Below are 18,100 nucleotides of genomic sequence, written 5' to 3' on the forward strand. Positions count from 1 at the left end.
TTCCCTCCCAGGCCTGGGAGCGATACCACCAGGCGGGCGGGCGACGAAGGGACTACCTCACTTCGGAGCGATGCGTTTATGTTCCGCGCCCCTTTCTTTCCAAGCCCGGTGCCCGCGAGGCGCACCGGGCCGAGAACTCAGACGAACATGGCAACTCATAAGGTCGGCGGCGAGGTGGACGCATACTGCACCCGCTGCAAGCTCACCCTCGCGCACACCATCCTGGCGATAGTGGGAACGAAGATCGCTCGGGTGCGCTGTAACACCTGCAACGGGGACCACGCCTACCGAGGCGCCCCGGGCACGACGGACCGCCCTGCTCCCACCCCGCGCGCGAGCCGGGCCTCGGGTGGCCTGACCAGGGCGGAGAAGATCATCATCTCCTTCGAGGAGCAGCTGGCTGGCAGGGACGTCGCCAACGCGCCCCGCTACAGCCCGAAGGACACGTACAGCGTGGATCAGGTCATCCAGCACCCGACGTTCGGCGTGGGACTGGTGACGGCGGTGCGGGGCGACAAGGTGGACCTCACCTTCCGCACCGATACCAAGACGCTGGTGCATGGCCGTGGCGGCGCGCCCTCGGAGAAGCCCGCCTTCAGCCCGCCCGTCCGGCAGGCGACCGGCCCCGCGGACAAGCCGCAGGTCGCCGCTGAAGAAGTCCCGGCGGAAGCGCCCGTCGAGGAATCCCCCGCAACCGGGGATTGACCGAGGCGAGGCGGGAGGGCGAAGTTGGGCGGCACGCTCGTGCGCACCCGCTCGCCGCCCTTCCTGCCGTTCCTCGTGCTGGCCCTGGCCGCTTCGGCGGCCCTGGCGGCGGCTCCTCCGGACTCCGGCCTGGAGGTGCGCGCCGCTCCCGCTCGGGTCGTCCTGGGGCGGGACCTGGCCGTCGCATTGGAGGTCCGCGTTCCTCCAGGCGCGGGGCCGGTGCGGGCCGCGGCGTCGTCGGGGCGGTTCGCGGAGGAGCGACTGGACGGCGGTGCCCGGCGCACCTTCCGTTGGACGCCCCCTCCCGTGCGGCACCCCCTGGTGGCGGTGTTCGCGTTCTGGGTCGAGGCCGGTGACGGCCCTCCCCGGGTGACGCTGTTCCGGCTCGGGTTGCTCGGACAGACGACGCTCGACGTGGCCACCGCGCCTGGCGCCACCGTCGAGGTGTTGCTCGGCGACAAGCGCTTCGGCCCCATCCAGGCGGATGCCCGAGGCAAGGCCCGGGTCCCCGTGGAGGTGCCTCCCGGTGTCGTGTCCGCGCGCGTGCTCGCCACTCGAGGTGAGCTGCGCACCGATGCGGCCACGCCCCTGGATGCGCCCCGCGCGAGCCCACGCGTCGCGGTGCTCACGCCCTCTCCCCTCCCCGCCGAGGGAGGCTGGTTGTTCGTCGCGGGTGGGGGACCACTCAACTTGGCTGCGCTGGAGCTGTCCGTCGAGGGCGCCCGGTATGAGCCCGTGCGGGGAGGAGCCAACGTCGCGCGCTTCCGTGTGGTGCCAGCGCCCGAGGCCTCCTCCGTCACGGTGAGCGTGCAATCGCCGGGGGCGGAAGTGGCTCGGACCCGGGCCGACGTGAGACGCGTGCCCTCGCGGAAGGACCTCGTGCCCGTGTCTCCCCTCGCGGAGGAAGCTCAGGGCACATGGCGTCCGGCGCTGCAGGTACTGGCGGGGGGCTCGTTCGCCAGCGGAGACAACACGGGCCCTTTCGGCGCGCTGGGTGTGTCGCTCACCGCGCCGTGGTGGAACGGACGGTTCGCGGCGGAGCTGGAGGTGGGCATGCGGGGCGCCACGTTCAACGGGACGGTGGGCACGCTTGGCGCGGTGCGTTCCCAGGTGCTGGCGGTGCCCGTCCTCGCATCGGTGCGCGCGGAGGTGCTCCAGTTCGCCGCGTTCACCCTGTACGGCCGAGCAGGAGGTGGACTGGCGCCTTTCCGTCATCGACTCCGCAGCGACTTCCAGGCGGAAGTGAAAGAGAGCAAGCTTTCCGGCATGGGGTTCCTGGCCGTCCAGGGCGCGTACCGGTTCGGGCGCTGGAGCGCGCTGGGAGAGCTTCGTGGCGCGTGGGCGCCAGCGAGCACGCCCCTGCTGGACGCGCAGCTCGGCGGTGTGGCCGCGCTGCTGGGGATGAGGTTCGAGCCATGACTCGCGTCACCGTGATCCTCGCGCTGCTGTTGGCGGCTTGCGGCTCGAGCGCGGTGCTCCCGGCTCCGACCATCATCGCCGTGAGTCCGAGAGAGGCGCAGGTCGGCTATCCCGGCACCATCCGCGTAACGCTCGACGCGGTGTTCCCCATCCGCGTGGACTACTCCCGCCAGGAGGCGCGCGCGGGGACCGGGACGCGACTGTGGTTCGGCTCCGTGGAAGCGCCCCTGCACGACATCGACGAGAGCGGCACGCTCTCGGCGGATGTGCCGGAGCTGCTGCCCCCGGGAGAACACGATGTCCGCGTCGTCCTCGCAGACGGTCGGGAGGCCCGCCGTGAACGAGGCTTCACCCTGCTCGACGGGGACGGCACCGACGAGGACGGCGGTGTGGAGGAGGTCCCCGACGGAGGCATCTTCGTCGCGGATGGAGGTCCGGAGCAGGATGGAGGGCCGACTCCGGGGACGCCGATGCAGCCAGGGGACATCACCGGCTTCGAGTTCGAGTCGGTGCAGGAGCAGACCCGGGGCCAGCCCTTCGTCATCACGGTCCGAGCCCTGGGCCCTCGCGCGGCGGAGTTCGAGGACAAGCTGGACCTCACCGTGAACAAGTCCAACGGGGGCGTCAGCCCCACGTCGCTGGATCAGTTCGTCGCGGGGGTCTGCACGCAGTCCATCACCCTGGACGTCCAGGGCGACAACGTGACGCTGACGGTGATGGACCGCTTCGGAGTCGAGGGCAACTCCAACAGCTTCAAGGTGAAGTAGTCCGCCGCGTCAGGCCAGCGTGAGGCGCAGCAGCTCGCGAACGCGCGCCATGTCCGGAGGCAGCGGAGCCTCCACCGCCCGGGCCTCCACTCCGGGTAGTGCGGGCCACTCCACCCGCGCCGCGTGCAGGGGCGTGCGCGCGAGCGCCACGGCTTCCCCCTGCCCTCCCAGCTCCTTCTCCAGCCAGGGAGTGTCGCGGCCGTACTGGTGGTCCAGCAGCAGCGGGTGCCCCAGCGAGAGCAGGTGCACGCGAATCTGGTGCGTGCGTCCGGTGAGGGGTTCGGCTTCCACCAGCGTGGCGCGGTCGAAGCTCTCCACCGGTCTCACGCGCGTGCGCGAGGGCTTCGCCTCCGCTTCTCCCGGACGGGCCACGCGCATGCGGCCCTTGCGCGCGGCGACCAGCGGCGCGTCCACGAGGCTCGGCGCATCGATTCGCCCTTCCACCAGCGCGACGTAGCGCTTGCGCACCTTGCCCGCCTCGAAGGCCACGGAGAGCGAGCGGTGCACCTGGGCGTCGAGCGCGAAGAGGAGCGTACCGGAGGTGTCGCGATCCAACCGGTGCACCACGAAGATCTTCTGGCCCCGCTGTGCCTCCAGCGCATCGCGCAGGGATGGACCGCCATCACGCCCGGGGATGACAGGCACCCCGGGCGGCTTGTCCACCACCAGCAGTCCTCCTCCTTCGAAGAGGATGCGAACCTCGGTCACTCGTACTCCGAAGCCTGCACCACGGAGATGGGCCCCAGTCCGCGCAGCTGCTTCTTCACCGCATCGGCCTTGCCCAGCACGACGATGGTGGGCGGCTCCGCGAAGCAGTACTTCTTCGCCACCACGGCCACCTGCTTCGGCGTCACCGCGCGCAGCCTGTCGCGGAAGTTCATCACCCAGTCGTCCCCCAGCCCGTGCAGGCGCATGTCGGCGATGCTGCTGGCGATGGACTCGTTCGTCTCCGTGCGCAGCGGGTAGAGGCCGCCCATGTACGCCTGCGCGTCGCGCAGTTCGCCCGGTTTGATTCCGGAGTCGCGCATCTTGGCGATCTCCGCCAGCGACACGTCGATGATCTCCCGCGTCGACTCCGTCTTGGTGAACGTCGAAAGGGCGAAGATGCCCGCCGCGTTCATCGCGTCGAACCAGCAGCCGATGCCGTACGTGAGGCCCCGGTTGACTCGGACCTCGTTCATCAGGCGCGAGGTGAAGCCGCCGCCCAGGGCCACGTTCATCGACGTGGCCGGGAAGTAGTCCTCGTGGCCCATGCGGTAGCCCGGGCCGCCCATGCGCACCTGCGACTGCGTCTGGTCCGGCTTGTCCACCACGATGACCTTGCCGGCCTTCGCCACCTTGGTCAGCGGCGGGATGACCATGGGCGCGTCGGGTCCGCCCGTCCAACCGGCGAAGGACTCCTCGGCCGCCGCGGCCACGCGCTTGGGGTCCACCGAGCCCACCACCACGAGCATGGCGATCTTCGGCCCCATGCGCTCCTGGTGGAAGCGCACCGCGTCTTCACGCGTGAAGGTGCTCACCGTCTTCACCGAGCCGCTCACGTCGTGCCCATAGGGATGATTCCCCCACAGGGCCTGGACCATGGCGCGGTCGGCGATGACGGACGGCTCGTCCAGGTCATTGGCGAACTGGGCCAGCGCCCTGTCGCGCGCGTCCACGACCTCCGACTCGGGGAAGCTGGGCTCCTGCACGAGCTGGCCCATGATGCCCAGCATCTGCGCGAAGTGCTCGGCCGGGGTGGTGATGGCGACGGACAGCGTGTCCTCGCCCACGCCCACGCCCAGGCTCGCGCCGACGAACTCCACGGCCTCGTCGATGGCCTCCGCGTTCAGGCGGCGGGTGCCCCGGCGCAGCAACCGGGCCGCGAAGTCCGCGATGCCATGCTTGCCCGCGGGGTCGGTGGAGCTGCCGGCGCGAATCACCAGCCGCATGGAGACCATGGGCAAGGGGCCGCGCTCGGCGGCGACCACGCGCAGCCCGCTGGACGTGGTGCTCTCGTGCAGCGTGGGGAACACCAGGGCGCGACTGGCCGAGCTCTTCACGGGCGCGGCCTTGCGAGGTGCGGACTTCGTCGCCCGGGCCGGCGTCTTCTTCTTCGCGGCGCCGCGGGGGGCGGACTTCGGGGTTCGGCTCTTGCGGGAGGCCATGGAGGCAATCAGCTTTCTTCAGAAGGCGCGGGCACCAGCGTCACGACGGAGCGGCGCTCGGGGAGGAGGTATTTCGCGGCGGCGGCCTTCACCTGCTCGCTCGTCACGGCGGCATAGGCGGAAGGCAGCGTGAGGACGTGGCGCCAGTCGCCCAGCAGCGCCTCGTAGTTGCCCATCGCGTGGGCACGGCCATTGTTGGTGCCCAGCTCGCGCAGGTGGTCCGAGCGCAGGTTGTTGAGCGCCTTCTGGAGCTCGCGTTCGGTGATGCCGTCGCGCGCCAGCTTCTCCAGCTCCGCGTACAGCGACGCCTCGGCCTTCTGCGGGTCCGCGCCGGGCTTCAGCTCCAGGAAGAAGAGGATGGTGCCGGGGTCGATGCGCCAGCTCCAATCGAGCCCCACGCCCACCACCACCTTCTGCTCGTACACCATGGAGCGCACCAGCCGGCTCCCCTCTCCCTTCGTGAGCACGTACTGCGCCACGTCCAGGGCCAGGGTCTCCTCGTTGCGCGCGGCGGGCCCACGGTAGCCAATCATCACCGCCGGGGACTGCGCGGGGTGGCGCACGGTGGCGCGGCGCTCACCGCGCTGCTCGGGCTCCGCGTTGATGACGGGCAGCGGCGCGGGGCCTCGGGGAATGTCGCCGTAGTAGCGGCGCACCAGGGCCATCGTCTTCTTCGGGTCGATGTCGCCCGCGATGTAGAGCATCGCGTTGTTGGGGGCGTAGTAGGTGCGGAAGAACGCCTGGCAGTCTTCGCGACTGATGGCTTCGATATCCGCCAACCAGCCAATCACCGGCCAGCGATACGCGTGCGCCTTGTAGATGAGCGAATCCAGCTCCTCACCCATCATCCCGCCGATGTCGTTGTCCATGCGGACGCTGCGCTCTTCCTTCACCACCTCGCGCTCGCTGGTGAGCATGTCCTGGGAGATGCGCAGCGAGCGCATCCGGTCCGACTCCAAATCCAGCACCGTCTCCAGCGCGTCGGAGGAGAAGTCGTCGTAGTACACCGTCGCATCGTGGGACGTGTACGCGTTGGAGCTGCCGCCGTTGGACTCCAGCGTCTTGTCGAACATCTTGGGGCCGTACTTCTTGGCCCCGTTGAACATCATGTGCTCGAACAGGTGGCTGATGCCGGTGATGCCGGGGCGCTCATTGCGGCTGCCCACGTTGAAGAAGGTGTAGAGGCTGACGACGGGGGCCAGGTGGTTGGCCAGCAGGCGGACCTGGAGGCCATTGGGCAGCGTGGCCTCGTGCACGTCGAACAGGGACTGGAGGGCGGGGTCCGCGGCGCGGGCGGGAGCGGACTTCGTGGAAGCCTTGCGCATAGGCCCCCAACGTATACAGGGCGAGGCTACAGGTCCACGACACCTTCACGCAGGGCCAACACCACGGCCTCCACATGAGAGTTGACGCCCATCTTCCGGTAGATATGTGACAGGTGCGTGCGGACGGTGCGGCGCTCCAGCGTCATCACGTGCCCCACCTCCGCGTTGGACAGCCCCTTGGCCACGTAGCCCAGCACCTCGAACTCCGTGGGCGTCAGCTTCCAGGGGTTGTCCGCCTTCTTCTTCGGGGTGGCGGGCTTGCCCTGGATGGACTGGAAGTAGTTCCAGAAGCGACGGGCGATGATGGCTTCCAGGACGGTGCCGCCCGCCATCACCTCGTGGATGCCGGCGCGAATCTTCTCCGGGCCCACGCGCTTCACCAGGTAGCCGGACGCGCCGGCCTGGATGGCCTCGTAGACCTTCTGCTCGTCGTCGAACGAGGTGAGGATGAGGATCTCCACCTCCGGCGCCTGACGCTTCACCTTCTGCGTCACCTGGATGCCGTTGATGCCGGGCAGCTCCAGGTCCAGCAGCACGAGCTGCGGCCGGACGCGGACGATGTCCTCCACCGCGGCCTCGCCCTCCTGACTGCTGCCCACGACCTCCAGCTCCTCGAACGTGCTCAGCACCTTGAGCAGGTTCTTGAGCAGCTGCGGCTGGTCCTCGACGACGAAGATGCGAGTGCGGTCCATGGTCACCGTCGGGGGGGCACGCTGAAGTTCAACACGGTTACTTGATTCTCTTTGCCCTTCAATATGCGGACCGACATCTTCTTCATCTCACCGGTCGACAGGGCGATCATCATGACCTCGTACGAGCCGACACGCACGGGGTAGCGTCTCACGGGCGTCGAGCGGCTGATGAGGTCTCCGTCGAGGAACACCTTCGCGGGGATGTTCGTCTCGATGGAGAGGAAGCCGCGCACCCTGACGGGTGGCTTGTTCAGCGCGACGACCTGATCCTCCACTTCCTCCCGGGGCTCGGGCGCGCGGACGGCGGCGGCCTTCGGGGGCGGCGCGGGCCGGGGAATCGGCGTCGGGTCGGGAGGAAGCACGGGGGCATCCCCGGGCTCCTGCACCGGAGGGCCGTCCCCTCCCAGGCGCCAGGCGGCGATGACGAACGTCGACAGGCCGACGAGGGCCAGCACTCCGGCGATGGCGACCAGTCGACCGCGACGGTGCTGCGTATCGCGGATGCTCCGCTCGTCGGTATTCATCCGCGGGGAGGGCTGCGCGGGAAGCGCGGGCGCGGAGGGCGGTGGCATCGCGATGTCGTCGCGCCGGCCCGGGTGCGCCACCGCGGGGAACGGGTCCGGCAGCGTGCGAGGCCCTTTCTCCACGGGCGGCGGCGCGCGCTTGGCCCGAGCCGCGGCGCGACGACCGACGACGGAGAACTCCTCGTCATCGTCGGGAGGCGGGCTCGGCGAGGAGAAGTCCTCGAAGACGCGCATGCGCGGATTGCGAACCTGTGCGCGCGCGGCCCCCTGGTCGGCTCCCCCACCCTTCGCCCCCAGTTGCCGACGCGGCTTGGGCGGCGCGGCGCCCGGAGGCGCATCCCAGCCCTGCTCGACACCGGGGGCCTGCGTCCCCTCCGTCCAGTCCCCGTCGGGCAGGCGCTGCTCGGGCTCCGGAGCGCTCGGGGCGGGCGCGGCGGCGATGTCCGGCTCGTAGTCCTCGGGACGGTATTCCTCGAAGCCGGGCACGGACTCCAGGGTCTCCGCGCGGGCCTCCGTCTCCGAGAGCGCGCGGGTGTAGGGGGCGCGCTGGACGATGGAGGCTTCGGGCTCCTCGGCGCCCAGGTCGTCCATCTCCGCGCCGGAGATGGGCTCCAGGGAGAAGGGCTCCTTGAACGGCGGGGCCGTGAGACTCGCGATGCTGACCTCGTTGGGGAACAGCTCGGTGACGAAGCGGCGCACGTCGTCCGCGCCCGGCATGCCTCCGCTGGCCGAAAGGAAGTTGCGCAGCGCGTTCGAGAACTCCGCGCACGAGCGGAAGCGCCGTGCGGCGGTGGGCTCCAGCGCGCGAAGCACGAGCGGATCCAACCGCGCGTTGATGCGGCGATCCAACCGGCTGGGCGGAGGCAGCCCCTCGCTGCGGCGCGTGGAGACACCGCCGCTGCCGGGAATCACCGGCTCGCGCTGCGTGAGCAGCTCGTAGGCGATGGCGCCCAGCGAGTACACGTCGGACGCCTCCGTGGCGGCCTCTCCCCGGGTGACTTCGGGCGCGCGGTATGTGCCGCGGCCCCGCCCCGCGAAGGACTTGCGCAGCTGGGGCACGGCCAGGAGCGCGCGCATCGCGCCGAAGTCGCAGACCGCGGGCGTGCCAGCCCGGCCCAGCACCACGTTGCCGGGCGTGAGCGCTCCGTGGATGACGCCCGCGTCGTGCGCGTGCTGCACGGCGTCCAGCAACTGGATGACGATGTAGAGCGCCACCGCCGAGGGGAGGAGGACCTCCTTGGTGTGCAGACGCTGGAGGGCGGTCCCCAACAGGGCGCCATCCACGTCCTGGCGGACCACGGCGAGCCGCTGACGCACGACGCCCATGTCCACGACATGGAGGATGCCCGGGTGGCGCACGGACTGGAGCAGCCGCGTCGTCTCCGCCAGGTCCAGCGCGTAGGCGGGGTCCGACGTCTTGGGGTGGAAGAGCTTCACCACCACCTCGCCCGACGGAGCCTGGACGGCCTCGTATAGCTCCGCCAGCTCTCCGGACTCGATTCGACCCGTCAGACGATACGTGGCGCTCATCGCTTCTTTCGCGCCGGGCGACGGCGAGTCACTGCGGAAAAGACGAAGCCACACCAGACGCACGACTCGCCGCGTCGGCCTGGGGGGAGCTCCAAGGTACAGCCGGGGCAGCGCGGGCGCGCTCGCCGGGACTCCGGTTTCGAGGGCTCGGCCGCTCGCCCGGAGGTGCTCCGAGGGGTGGCGACGGGACGAGGCGACGCCGCGCGCAGCCGGGCCTCCAGACGGCGCACCCGGTCCTCGAGCGCGGCGACCCGGGTGGACAGGCGCGCATGGAGTTCCTCGGCGGTCTCCGAGGGCTGACGTCGGACAGGCGAACGCATCGCGGCCTTTGAGCGTGCCACGCCCGTCCAGTGCCCTCAAGGACCGAGCCGCGAACCAGCACGCGTGTTATGTGTGGACGTCCCGTGGCTCCAACCCTGTCCCCCTTCCGTCCCATCCCGGGCGGGCCCTCCCCGGACCCGCTTCACGGGAGCTTCCGTTCACCTCTCAACCGCGCGCGCTCGGAGGCGGCGGCTCAGCACGCCCAGCAGCTCCTCGAGGATGAGACGCTGGCGCGGCTGCTCTCCACCCCGCGAGCCCCCAGGGACACCGTTCCGAGGGCGCGGGAGGTCTTCGTCAACCGCAACCTGCGCATGTCTGGGCTGGAGCTCATCGGCTTCGACATGGACTACACGCTGGCCATCTACCACATGCGCCGGCTGGAGCAGCTGTCGTTCGACATGACGCTGGCCAAGCTCATCAGCGAGTACCACTACCCTCCGCTGGTGGGGCACCTGCTCTACGACCACCACTTCGTGATGCGTGGGCTCGCGGTGGATCGCCTGAACGGGAACATCCTCAAGATGGACCGGTTCGGCCACGTGGGCCGCGCGTACCACGGGCTGCGTCCGCTGAAGCCGGAGGTGTCGCGAGAGTTGTATCGCAACAAGCGCGTGCGGCTGCGCAACCCCCAGTTCGCCTGGAACGACACGCTGTTCGCGCTGCCGGAGACGTGCCTGTTCGCGGGCATCATCGAACTGCTGGAGTCGCTGGGCCAGAGCGTGGACTACGGCAAGCTCTACGACGACATCCGCGAGGCCATCGACGCGGTGCACCGGGACAACTCGCTCAAGCGCGAGGTTCGCAAGGACCTGGGCCGGTACGTGTTCCTGGACCCGGAGCTGGGGCCCGCGTTGCACAAGCTGCGCTCGGGCGGCAAGCGGCTGTTCCTCCTGACGAACTCCGCGTGGGACTACACGGACGCGGTGATGAAGTACCTGCTGGACGGGCAGCTGCCGGAGTACCCGAGCTGGCGGAACTACTTCGACGTGGTCGTGACTGCCGCGGGCAAGCCGGGCTTCTTCACGGACGCGCGGCCGTTCCTGGAACTGGACACGTCGACGGAGGAAGGCCGCCCCGTGGGCGAGGCCACGTCGTTGGACCGTGGGAAGGCTTACTCGGGCGGCAACCTGGCGCGCTTCGAGGAGCTCACGGGCTACCGGGGTGAGAACATCCTGTACGTCGGCGACCACATCTACGGCGACATCCTGAAGTCGAAGAAGTCGTCGCTGTGGCGCACGTGCATGGTGGTGCAGGAGATCGAGGATGAGATCACCTACACCGCCACGCGGCGCGAGGAGATTGGCACCCTCACCCAGATGGAGATCCTCCGCGAGCGCCTGGATGACGAGGTCAACCACCACAAGACGCTGCTGAACCTGCTGGAGCGGCGGCTGGAGCGCGAGCCGCTGACGCCCTCCGAGCGCGAGTCCGTGGAGGAGCAGCGCCGTCAGCTGAAGTCGGAGCTGGACAAGATGCGTCGCGCGCTGAAGGACGCGACGGGCATCGCGGACACGCTGGAGGAAGACGTCGAGGAAGGCTTCAACCCGTACTGGGGCCTGCTGTTCAAGGAGGGCAACGAGAACAGCCGCTTCGGCTACCAGGTGGAGCAGTACGCGTGCCTCTACACGAGCCGCGTCTCCAACTTCCTGCACCACTCGCCCATGCAGTACTACCGCTCACCGCGAGATCAGATGCCGCATGAGCAGGCCGGCGCGCTGTCCGCGCGGCTGTCCCCCATGGGTGGCGAGGGTCCACCCAAGGGTGCTGGGAAGGACTGACGGCGCCCTCCCCTTCCTTGGTCCGCGCCAGGGAAGGGCCACTCGCGTGGCGCTGACTCCTGATTCCGCCCGCGTGCCCCGGTGTCATCCACCTGGGACAAGCACCCGGGTGGACAGGGGCACGGCGTCCAGGCGGGGACGTTGAAGCTCCAGCGCGCCGATGAACTCGGGAGCGCGACGCGAAGACACTCGCGACAAGGTCATCGAGAGTTTCTGTGCGGCGGGCGGCACCTCCCCCACGGTCGACGTCATCGCCCGGTACTCACGCGCCTCCACCAACTCGGGCCAGGTGTCCTCACCCAGGTAGAAGTCGGTCCGGGCGTTCAGGGAGACCTGCACGGAGGTCGCGAGGGGATGCAGTCCGTCCGGCCTGGAGAGTCGGAGGTAGTGCTCCTTCGTCCGTTGGTACTTGCGATACGGGTGATGACTGGGATGGTGCTGATAGCGGGCCGCATACACCCCGGTGACATCCAGCTCCTGCGTCCGCCAGGACTCCTCCTGGACCTCTGGCCTCACGAACTGTGATGCCGCGACAATCGACCGCAGGATGTCCCGCGTCCAGGGCTCCAACCCGGGCTCGAAGTACGTCACGAGCGCCGCGCCTCGCGCATCGAGCAGCACGTAGACGGTGGCCTGAAGTTGCGTGATGGAGGACTCGGGATGCAGACCCGAGCCACGACTCGACTCGAAGTACGCCTGCGCGCGGACGGTGACTCGCAGGTCGACTTCCCCTTCCCGAAGGCCCACCACCGCGACGCGCAGCTCACCCTGCAGGGAGCTGATCCGAGCCGGTCGCGCGATATCCTCCCCCGGACCGCGGGCCCCTCGCTCGTCGTAATAGAAGAGGTTGTAGGCCCGTTCGATGCCGGGCATCCAGGCACGAGCGTTCGTCACGGCGGCCACGGCCCTGGGCTCCGGTGACTGCGGGCCAGGCGCGGCGATGGCCAGGAGGCTCATTGCGAACAGCCAGCGATGACGCATCACGGAGGAGTCCGGGGGAAAGAAGGGGCGCCCTGCAGACGCCCCTGTCCCACCGACGGTTCCAGCCCATCCCAGTCACAGCGATGTGCACCGTCGCGATTCACGAGGTCGACTTCGCCGGGACGTGGGCGGCGACACGCCCCCAGGCGACGTCGGAGAAGCGGGAGAGCGGCTCCGGTGTGAGCCCGAGCTTGCGCAGGTCATCCGTGTAGCGCGCGCCCTTCACCACCACCCACCGGCGTGCCACGCGCCTGGCTTCTTCGAGTGTCTCCGCCGTGAGGGGCGCATGCTCCGCGAAGCGGCGCAGCACCTCGAAGGCGGGCTGTGCCTTCTTCGGCTTCGCGAACATCGGGTCGAAGAACACCACGTCGAAAGACGCGGACGGCAGCGTCCTGAGGTACTCGCGCGCGTCCGCATGGACCACCTCGACGGCGCACGCGTCGGCCCCCCGCTCGTAGCGACGCAGCCCCTCCCCCGCCACCGCGCACAGCGCGCGGCTCTTCTCCAGTCCGACGACGCGTCCGGAGGGGCCCACCGCCAGCGAGGCCACCAGCGCGTCCTGCGCAAGGCCCAGCGTGCAATCCAGCACCGAGTCTCCAGCCCCGAGCTCCGCCACCCGGACGAACGTGTCGGGCTCCCCCGCGCGCAGGCGCATGAGGCGCAGGTGCGCCATGCCCGCATGGAACCCGAAGGAACCCTCCGGCTCCCACAGCGTCACCCCATCTCCGCCCACCACCAGCAGCGCCTCCACCTTCGTCCCAAGCCAGGGGGCGATGCCCTCCTTCGAACGACGAGGAAGGAACGGCAGGCCCCACCGCGCCGCGACGGCTCTCGCCTCCTGGAGCTGCGCGGCATCCACCTTGGTGCTGGTCGTCACCGCCAGGGGTACGGGGGGCATGAGCGGCGCGCATCCTGCCCCAGTCACCCCTCAACGCAACGCATCAGGACGCAAGTCCGAGCTGTCGGGGATGTCCGGAAAATAACCCTAGTAGATAAATTTTCCGAACATCATAGGAATTCTTGGCTTCTCGGCCTAACACTCCACTTCCTTCGGATGGTGGAGAAAGCCGAAGCCACCATGCGGAGGATCCCCCTGGAGAACACGCATGAGTAAGAGAGCAACAGGAGTGGCCGTGGCATTGTTGATGGCGGCATGCGCGGCCAGTTCCGCGAGCGCCGCCACCTCTGGCGCTCAGCCGTCTGGCTCGTCCGCCATCTTCTTCATCGACACCACGTCGTGGGCAGACATCCACTACAAGGTGAACAACGGTTTGCAGCTCAACGTGAGGATGGCCGTCACCAACGGCCGCAACGAGTTCACGGTGAGCGGTCTCAACACCGGTGACTTCGTCGACTACTCGTTCACGTACTGGGACGTGGCCTGTAACTGCGCCTTTGACACGGCGTGGGCACGCTACACGCACTCGGGCACCTCGCAACCCGACGCCGGCACCGGGACTCCGGATGCCGGTACGGGCACCCCCGACGCCGGGCCCCCGCCCGACGTGGGGAACATCATTCCCCTCTTCAACAGCGGTACCGCGCTGGAGCCCGCGACGACGCAGGACACGTCGACCGCGCTCATCACCCGCGTGGGAGACCGCGTCCGCGACAGGCACGCGCGCGAGTCTCAGTACCAGGCCTATGACCACTACCTGGCGCGCTACTTCGAGAACCGCACCTTCTGGCTCGAAATCATCGACGAGGTGGCCAAGGGCGGCAGTCAAATCAAGGTGAACCTGCACACGGTCTATCCGCACGACGGCACGAACTTCCGCGCCTTCTTCCGCGGCCTCAACACCGTGGCGGAGTACTTCCACAACGGCACCTTCGAGCGGGTGAACGACTTCCTCTACACCGCGAGCGTGAACTTCAACGCCAAGGAGGGCCGGGCCATCCGCGTGGGAGACCGCATGGAAATCGAGGCCGGCGTCTTCCTTCGGCAACCGGTGGAAGGTCGGTTCAACTACTACGGCCGCGCCCTGCTCTACCTCGTGGGCAGCGCGGGAATCGTCCCGTTCGAGGGCCAGGGCGCCATCCTCGACTCCTTCGCCCTCCCCGCGGCGGGCTGGTCAGGGGGACGCACGACGCTGAACTACCCCTACTCCAACGAGCCGAGGAACCGGTTCCTGCAGATGGCGCTGAACATGGCGCCAGTGAACGCGCAGCCCTTCGTCGAGGGCCGCCGCCTGCACCACACCGACTTCAGCGACGGCAGCCACTCGGAGCCAGGCAACCCCGTCATGTCGTCGCAGGTGAACAAGCTGGGGCCCCACTACATCTCCCGCTCGTGCATCTCCTGCCACGTGCAGAACGGCCGAGGCCTTCCGCCCGCGGTCAACACCACCCTGGGCAACTACGTCGTCAAGGTGGGCCGGGTGAATGGCTCCACGGTGACGGCGGACCCGTTCCTGGGCTTCCGCCTCCAGCCGCGCAGCACCAGCGGCACGCCCGAGGCGGACGTGCGCATCGCCAGTTGGACGACGAGCACCGGTCTGTTCGCGGACGGCTCGGGCTACGAGCTGCGCAGGCCCAACTACACCTTCCTCAACGTCATCCCCACGAACCACTCGGCGCGAATCACGCCGCAGCTCGTGGGGTTGGGCTTGTTGGAGGCCGTTCCGGAGACGGCCGTCGCGGGGCTCGCCGACCCGAATGACAGCAACGGGGACGGCATCTCCGGCCGCATGCAGGCCGTCGTCGACCCGGAGACGGGCCAGACGCGGCTGGGCCGCTTCGGGTGGAAGGCCGGCATCGCCCGGCTGAAGCACCAGGTGGCCGAGGCCCTCAACCGGGATATCGGCGTCACCAACGCCGTGTTCCCCACGGGTGACTGCGGTCCGTCGCAGCAGGGGTGCGCGGGCGCAAGCCAGGAGCTGAACAACGCGGACCTGGACAAGATGGTGCGCTACGTGGCGCTGCTCGGCGTGCCCGCGCGGCGCGACTTGCGCGATGCCACGGCGCTGCGCGGAGAGACGCTCTTCGCGAACGCGGGCTGCGCGAAGTGCCACGCGGCTTCGCTCACCACCAGCGCCTGGCACCCGAACGCGGAGCTGCGCGGACAGACCATCCGCCCGTACACCGACCTGCTCCTGCACGACATGGGCACGGGCCTGGCCGACAACCTGCCCGAAGGAATCGCCTCCGGCTCCGAGTGGCGCACGCCTCCCTTGTGGGGCATCGGCCTGACGGCGGGCGTCAGCGGCGGCGAGGCGTACCTGCATGACGGTCGCGCGCGCAGCCTCACCGAGGCCATCCTCTGGCACGGAGGCGAGGGCAACGCCTCGAAGAACGCCTTCGTCGCGATGAACGCCTCGGACCGCGCCGCGCTGGTGAGGTTCCTCCAGTCGCTGTAGGCCGTCGGACCCGTCGGGTTCCACTCGGCTCGGGGAGTCCCGAAGACAGGGGCTCTCCGAGCCGGGAGACTACGAGGCCTCCACCGCCTGGAGCTTCCGGCCACCCTGCATCTGCGCCACGGTGACGGACTGATTCCGGCCGTTGCGCTTGGAGTGGTAGAGGCACTGGTCCGCCAGGTCGATGAGCTGCTGCTTCTCCATCCCGTGGTCGGGGAAGGTGGCGATGCCCAGCGACATGGTGATGCGCAGCGGCCCCATCTCCGTCTGGAAGACCTCCGCCTTCACCGCCTCGCGAATCCGCTCGGAAATGGTGAACGCACCCTTCGCGTCCGTCTCCGGCATGATGATGACGAACTCCTCGCCGCCGTAGCGCGCCACCACGTCCGTGTCGCGCGCCATGGACTTGATGATGCGCGCCACGCCCTTGAGCACCTGGTCGCCCGTCGGGTGGCCATAGGTGTCGTTGACGCTCTTGAAGTGGTCCACGTCCGTGAGGACGACGGAGCACTTGCGCTGGTAGCGCCGCGCCTGCGCGAGAATCTCGTCCGCCTTCGCCTGGAAGGTGCGGTGGTTGAACAGGCCGGTGAGGCCGTCCGTCGTCGCCATCCGCTCCATCTGCTCGTAGAGCTGCGCGCGGAGCACGGCCTGCGCGGCTTGAATGGCGATGACCTCGATCATCCGCAGCACGTCCTGCTCGAAGTTCGCCTTCTTGCGCGAGCCCGCCACCAGCGTGCCCAGGATGCGGTCCCCCGCCACCAGCGGGAAGATCTTCAGCGCGCCCAGGCCGCGAATCTGCGTCTCGTCGTCGAAGATGACCTGCCGGTCCATGGCCTTGAGATCTCTTCCCGGCAGCGGCGCGCCGTAGCGCACCACGTTGGCGACCAGCCCGTTGTTGTCCGCGAAGGAGCGCCCCTCCAAAGCCTTGCCGTGCGCCGTCACGCCCGTCATCCGCGCCACGCGGTGCATCCGCTTGCCGTCCACTTCCGACACCAGCGTCACCGCGCAGAAGTCCAGGCTCGCCAACTGCCGGGTGCTCTCCAGCACCGCCACGAAGACCTGCTCCGGGCTGCCCGCGCGGTTCAGCTCCTCGATGGCCTTGAAGAACCGGTCCTTCTCGTCGCGCGTCTTGCGGATGTAGCTCATCACCCGCTCGACCTCGATGGAGCGCAGCACCTCACCAGCGATGGTGCTCAGGAGCTTCTCGTCCTGGTCGCTGAACGGCTCATGGCTCAGGCGGTCCGCCACGAGCACGCCGCGCACCAGGCCGCTGCCCTCGATGATGGGCACCGCCAGCAGGGCCTGCACATTGGGGCCGCCGCCCTCGTAGTACGTCACGCCCTTGAGGCCCTGGGCGGAGTTCATCCGCACCGGCGCGCGGCGCTTGAGCACGCCGCCGATGATGCCCTCGCCCGCGCCGAAGCGCTCGCGCTGCACGCGCTCGGAGCCGGAGCGGCAGTCGTAGAGCTTGAGGCTGCGGTCATCGGAGGCCAGGAGGAAGGCCGCGCAGGTGTGGGTGCGCAGGCCCGTCTCGGCGATCTCCAGCGCCGCGTGCACCGCGCCTTCAATCTCCTTCACCGAGGCGACGAGCCACTTCTCGTCGGAGCTCATGCCGCTGAAGCTGTCCGCCGTGCCGGAGCTCACCAGGCGGAAGGTGCGCGCGCGCTCCTCCACCTCGCGGATGCGCTTCTGCACCGCGTCGTTCTCCGCGCGGCGGGCCACTGCGATGCGCGAGGCCAGCACCAGGTGGTACAGACCGGCGAACAGCACGAGGAACGCCGAGTGCGTCGCGAAGCTCGCCGCGTTGGGCACCGGGCCGCCCAGCGTCACCAGCGCGTCGAACACCAGCGCCACGCCCAGCAGCGTCAGCCCCGCGTTGCGCGGCAGGAAGGCGACCAGGAACGCCATCAAGAGATAGACGATGGGGAACAGCTCCCCGCCGCCGATGGCCACGACGATGAAGCCCGCGGCGACCAGCCCGCCGCCCAGCTCCAGGTCATCACGCAGGTCGATGACCGCGCCCACCGAGCCGCGCATGGCCCGGCGCCACGCCGCCACGGCGATGCCCACCAGCAGGAACAGCACCAGCCCGGCCTCTGTCCAGCCCAGCGTGTGCAGGCCTCGGAAGCCGCCGCGCGCCAGGTGGAGGAACGTGGACAGCCCCGCCACGGTGGGAAGCAGCCGCACGACATGACGCAGCAACCTTCCGGGCGACGGAAACGCGCTCAGCGACGTCATGGTGACTCCAGATGAAAGACGAGCTCGCCCGGCTTCACGTAGCCGAGCTCTTCACGGACGGCCCGCTCCAGCGCGGCGGGGTCCTTGCGCAGGGCGGCGATCTCCTGGCGCAGCGCCTCGTTCTGCTCGGACAGGGAGGTGTTGCGCTGCTGGAGCGCACCCACGTCCTGTTTCAAGGAGAGGTAACGGCGGAAGCCCTTGGCATCCGCCACTGACAGCAGGCTCAAGGCCCCCGCCACACCCACCGCCACCACCAGGAGCTTTCCGCGAGCCGTCATGAACGCCGTCGACGGTACCAGCGAGCCTCGCCCCCGCAAGAA

Annotated in this window: 14 protein-coding genes; 5 read left to right on the plus strand and 9 right to left on the minus strand. The window is 69.2% G+C overall.

Features of this window, described 5'->3' with window-relative positions; genetic code table 11:
- Positions 1–147 precede the first annotated feature (147 nt).
- Genes HUA78_RS20335 through HUA78_RS20345 form a run of 3 tightly spaced genes read left to right on the plus strand, consistent with a single transcriptional unit; the run spans position 148 to position 2,891 of the window.
- On the plus strand, positions 148–705 hold the full coding sequence (locus HUA78_RS20335) for a hypothetical protein (RefSeq protein ID WP_141646475.1): 558 nt from the start codon (positions 148–150) through the stop codon (positions 703–705).
- A gap of 24 nt (positions 706–729) precedes the next feature.
- A complete protein-coding gene (locus HUA78_RS20340; protein ID WP_217442534.1) occupies positions 730–2,124 on the plus strand; it encodes a hypothetical protein in 1,395 nt (464 codons plus the stop codon).
- Complete coding sequence (locus HUA78_RS20345; protein WP_174476952.1) at positions 2,121–2,891, plus strand: hypothetical protein; 771 nt, start codon at positions 2,121–2,123, stop codon at positions 2,889–2,891. Before HUA78_RS20340 ends, HUA78_RS20345 begins: the two co-directional genes overlap by 4 nt.
- Before the next feature lie 9 nt (positions 2,892–2,900).
- Here HUA78_RS20345 and HUA78_RS20350 read toward each other — a convergent pair whose 3' ends face one another.
- From HUA78_RS20350 to HUA78_RS20370, 5 genes are read right to left on the minus strand one after another with little or no spacing between them, the layout of a single operon-like run.
- Positions 2,901–3,599, minus strand: coding sequence for an RluA family pseudouridine synthase (locus HUA78_RS20350; protein ID WP_174476953.1), 699 nt, complete (start codon positions 3,597–3,599; stop codon positions 2,901–2,903).
- Positions 3,596–5,038 (minus strand): pitrilysin family protein, encoded by a 1,443-nt coding sequence (locus HUA78_RS20355; protein WP_174455478.1) that lies wholly within the window; start codon positions 5,036–5,038, stop codon positions 3,596–3,598. Before HUA78_RS20355 ends, HUA78_RS20350 begins: the two co-directional genes overlap by 4 nt.
- A gap of 8 nt (positions 5,039–5,046) precedes the next feature.
- A complete protein-coding gene (locus HUA78_RS20360; RefSeq protein ID WP_141646480.1) occupies positions 5,047–6,363 on the minus strand; it encodes a pitrilysin family protein in 1,317 nt (438 codons plus the stop codon).
- Positions 6,364–6,389: 26 nt separating this feature from the next.
- Positions 6,390–7,055 (minus strand): response regulator transcription factor, encoded by a 666-nt coding sequence (locus tag HUA78_RS20365; RefSeq protein ID WP_174476954.1) that lies wholly within the window; start codon positions 7,053–7,055, stop codon positions 6,390–6,392.
- A 2-nt stretch (positions 7,056–7,057) separates the two neighbouring features.
- Positions 7,058–9,109 carry a serine/threonine-protein kinase gene (locus HUA78_RS20370; RefSeq protein WP_174476955.1) on the minus strand — a complete coding sequence of 684 codons (2,052 nt, stop codon included), beginning with the start codon at positions 9,107–9,109 and terminating at the stop codon, positions 7,058–7,060.
- 389 nt (positions 9,110–9,498) lie between these two features.
- On the opposite strand from HUA78_RS20370, the gene HUA78_RS20375 reads away from it, so the two are divergent.
- Entirely contained in the window at positions 9,499–11,208 is a 1,710-nt protein-coding gene (locus tag HUA78_RS20375; protein WP_141648660.1) for an HAD-IG family 5'-nucleotidase, read from the plus strand.
- 84 nt (positions 11,209–11,292) lie between these two features.
- On the opposite strand, the gene HUA78_RS20380 is transcribed toward HUA78_RS20375, so the two are convergent.
- The gene (locus HUA78_RS20380) at positions 11,293–12,189 is read right to left on the minus strand and encodes a hypothetical protein (RefSeq protein ID WP_174476956.1); all 897 of its coding nucleotides are present in this window, start codon (positions 12,187–12,189) and stop codon (positions 11,293–11,295) included.
- Positions 12,190–12,289: 100 nt separating this feature from the next.
- Positions 12,290–13,087 (minus strand): class I SAM-dependent methyltransferase, encoded by a 798-nt coding sequence (locus HUA78_RS20385; protein ID WP_174476957.1) that lies wholly within the window; start codon positions 13,085–13,087, stop codon positions 12,290–12,292.
- A 208-nt stretch (positions 13,088–13,295) separates the two neighbouring features.
- Here HUA78_RS20385 and HUA78_RS20390 point away from each other — a divergent pair, with 208 nt between their 5' ends.
- The gene (locus HUA78_RS20390) at positions 13,296–15,545 is read left to right on the plus strand and encodes a di-heme oxidoredictase family protein (RefSeq protein ID WP_141648663.1); all 2,250 of its coding nucleotides are present in this window, start codon (positions 13,296–13,298) and stop codon (positions 15,543–15,545) included.
- Positions 15,546–15,614: 69 nt separating this feature from the next.
- Here HUA78_RS20390 and HUA78_RS20395 read toward each other — a convergent pair whose 3' ends face one another.
- Positions 15,615–17,780, minus strand: a complete 2,166-nt coding sequence (locus HUA78_RS20395; RefSeq protein WP_141648664.1) for a diguanylate cyclase — start codon at positions 17,778–17,780, stop codon at positions 15,615–15,617.
- Entirely contained in the window at positions 17,777–18,058 is a 282-nt protein-coding gene (locus HUA78_RS20400; RefSeq protein WP_141648665.1) for a septum formation initiator family protein, read from the minus strand. The genes HUA78_RS20395 and HUA78_RS20400 overlap by 4 nt, the downstream gene beginning before the upstream one ends.
- Positions 18,059–18,100 lie beyond the last annotated feature (42 nt).

The sequence above is a fragment of the Myxococcus sp. CA033 genome (genome assembly GCF_013336625.1).
In the GTDB taxonomy this organism is placed as follows: Bacteria; Myxococcota; Myxococcia; order Myxococcales; family Myxococcaceae; genus Myxococcus; species Myxococcus llanfairpwllgwyngyllgogerychwyrndrobwllllantysiliogogogochensis.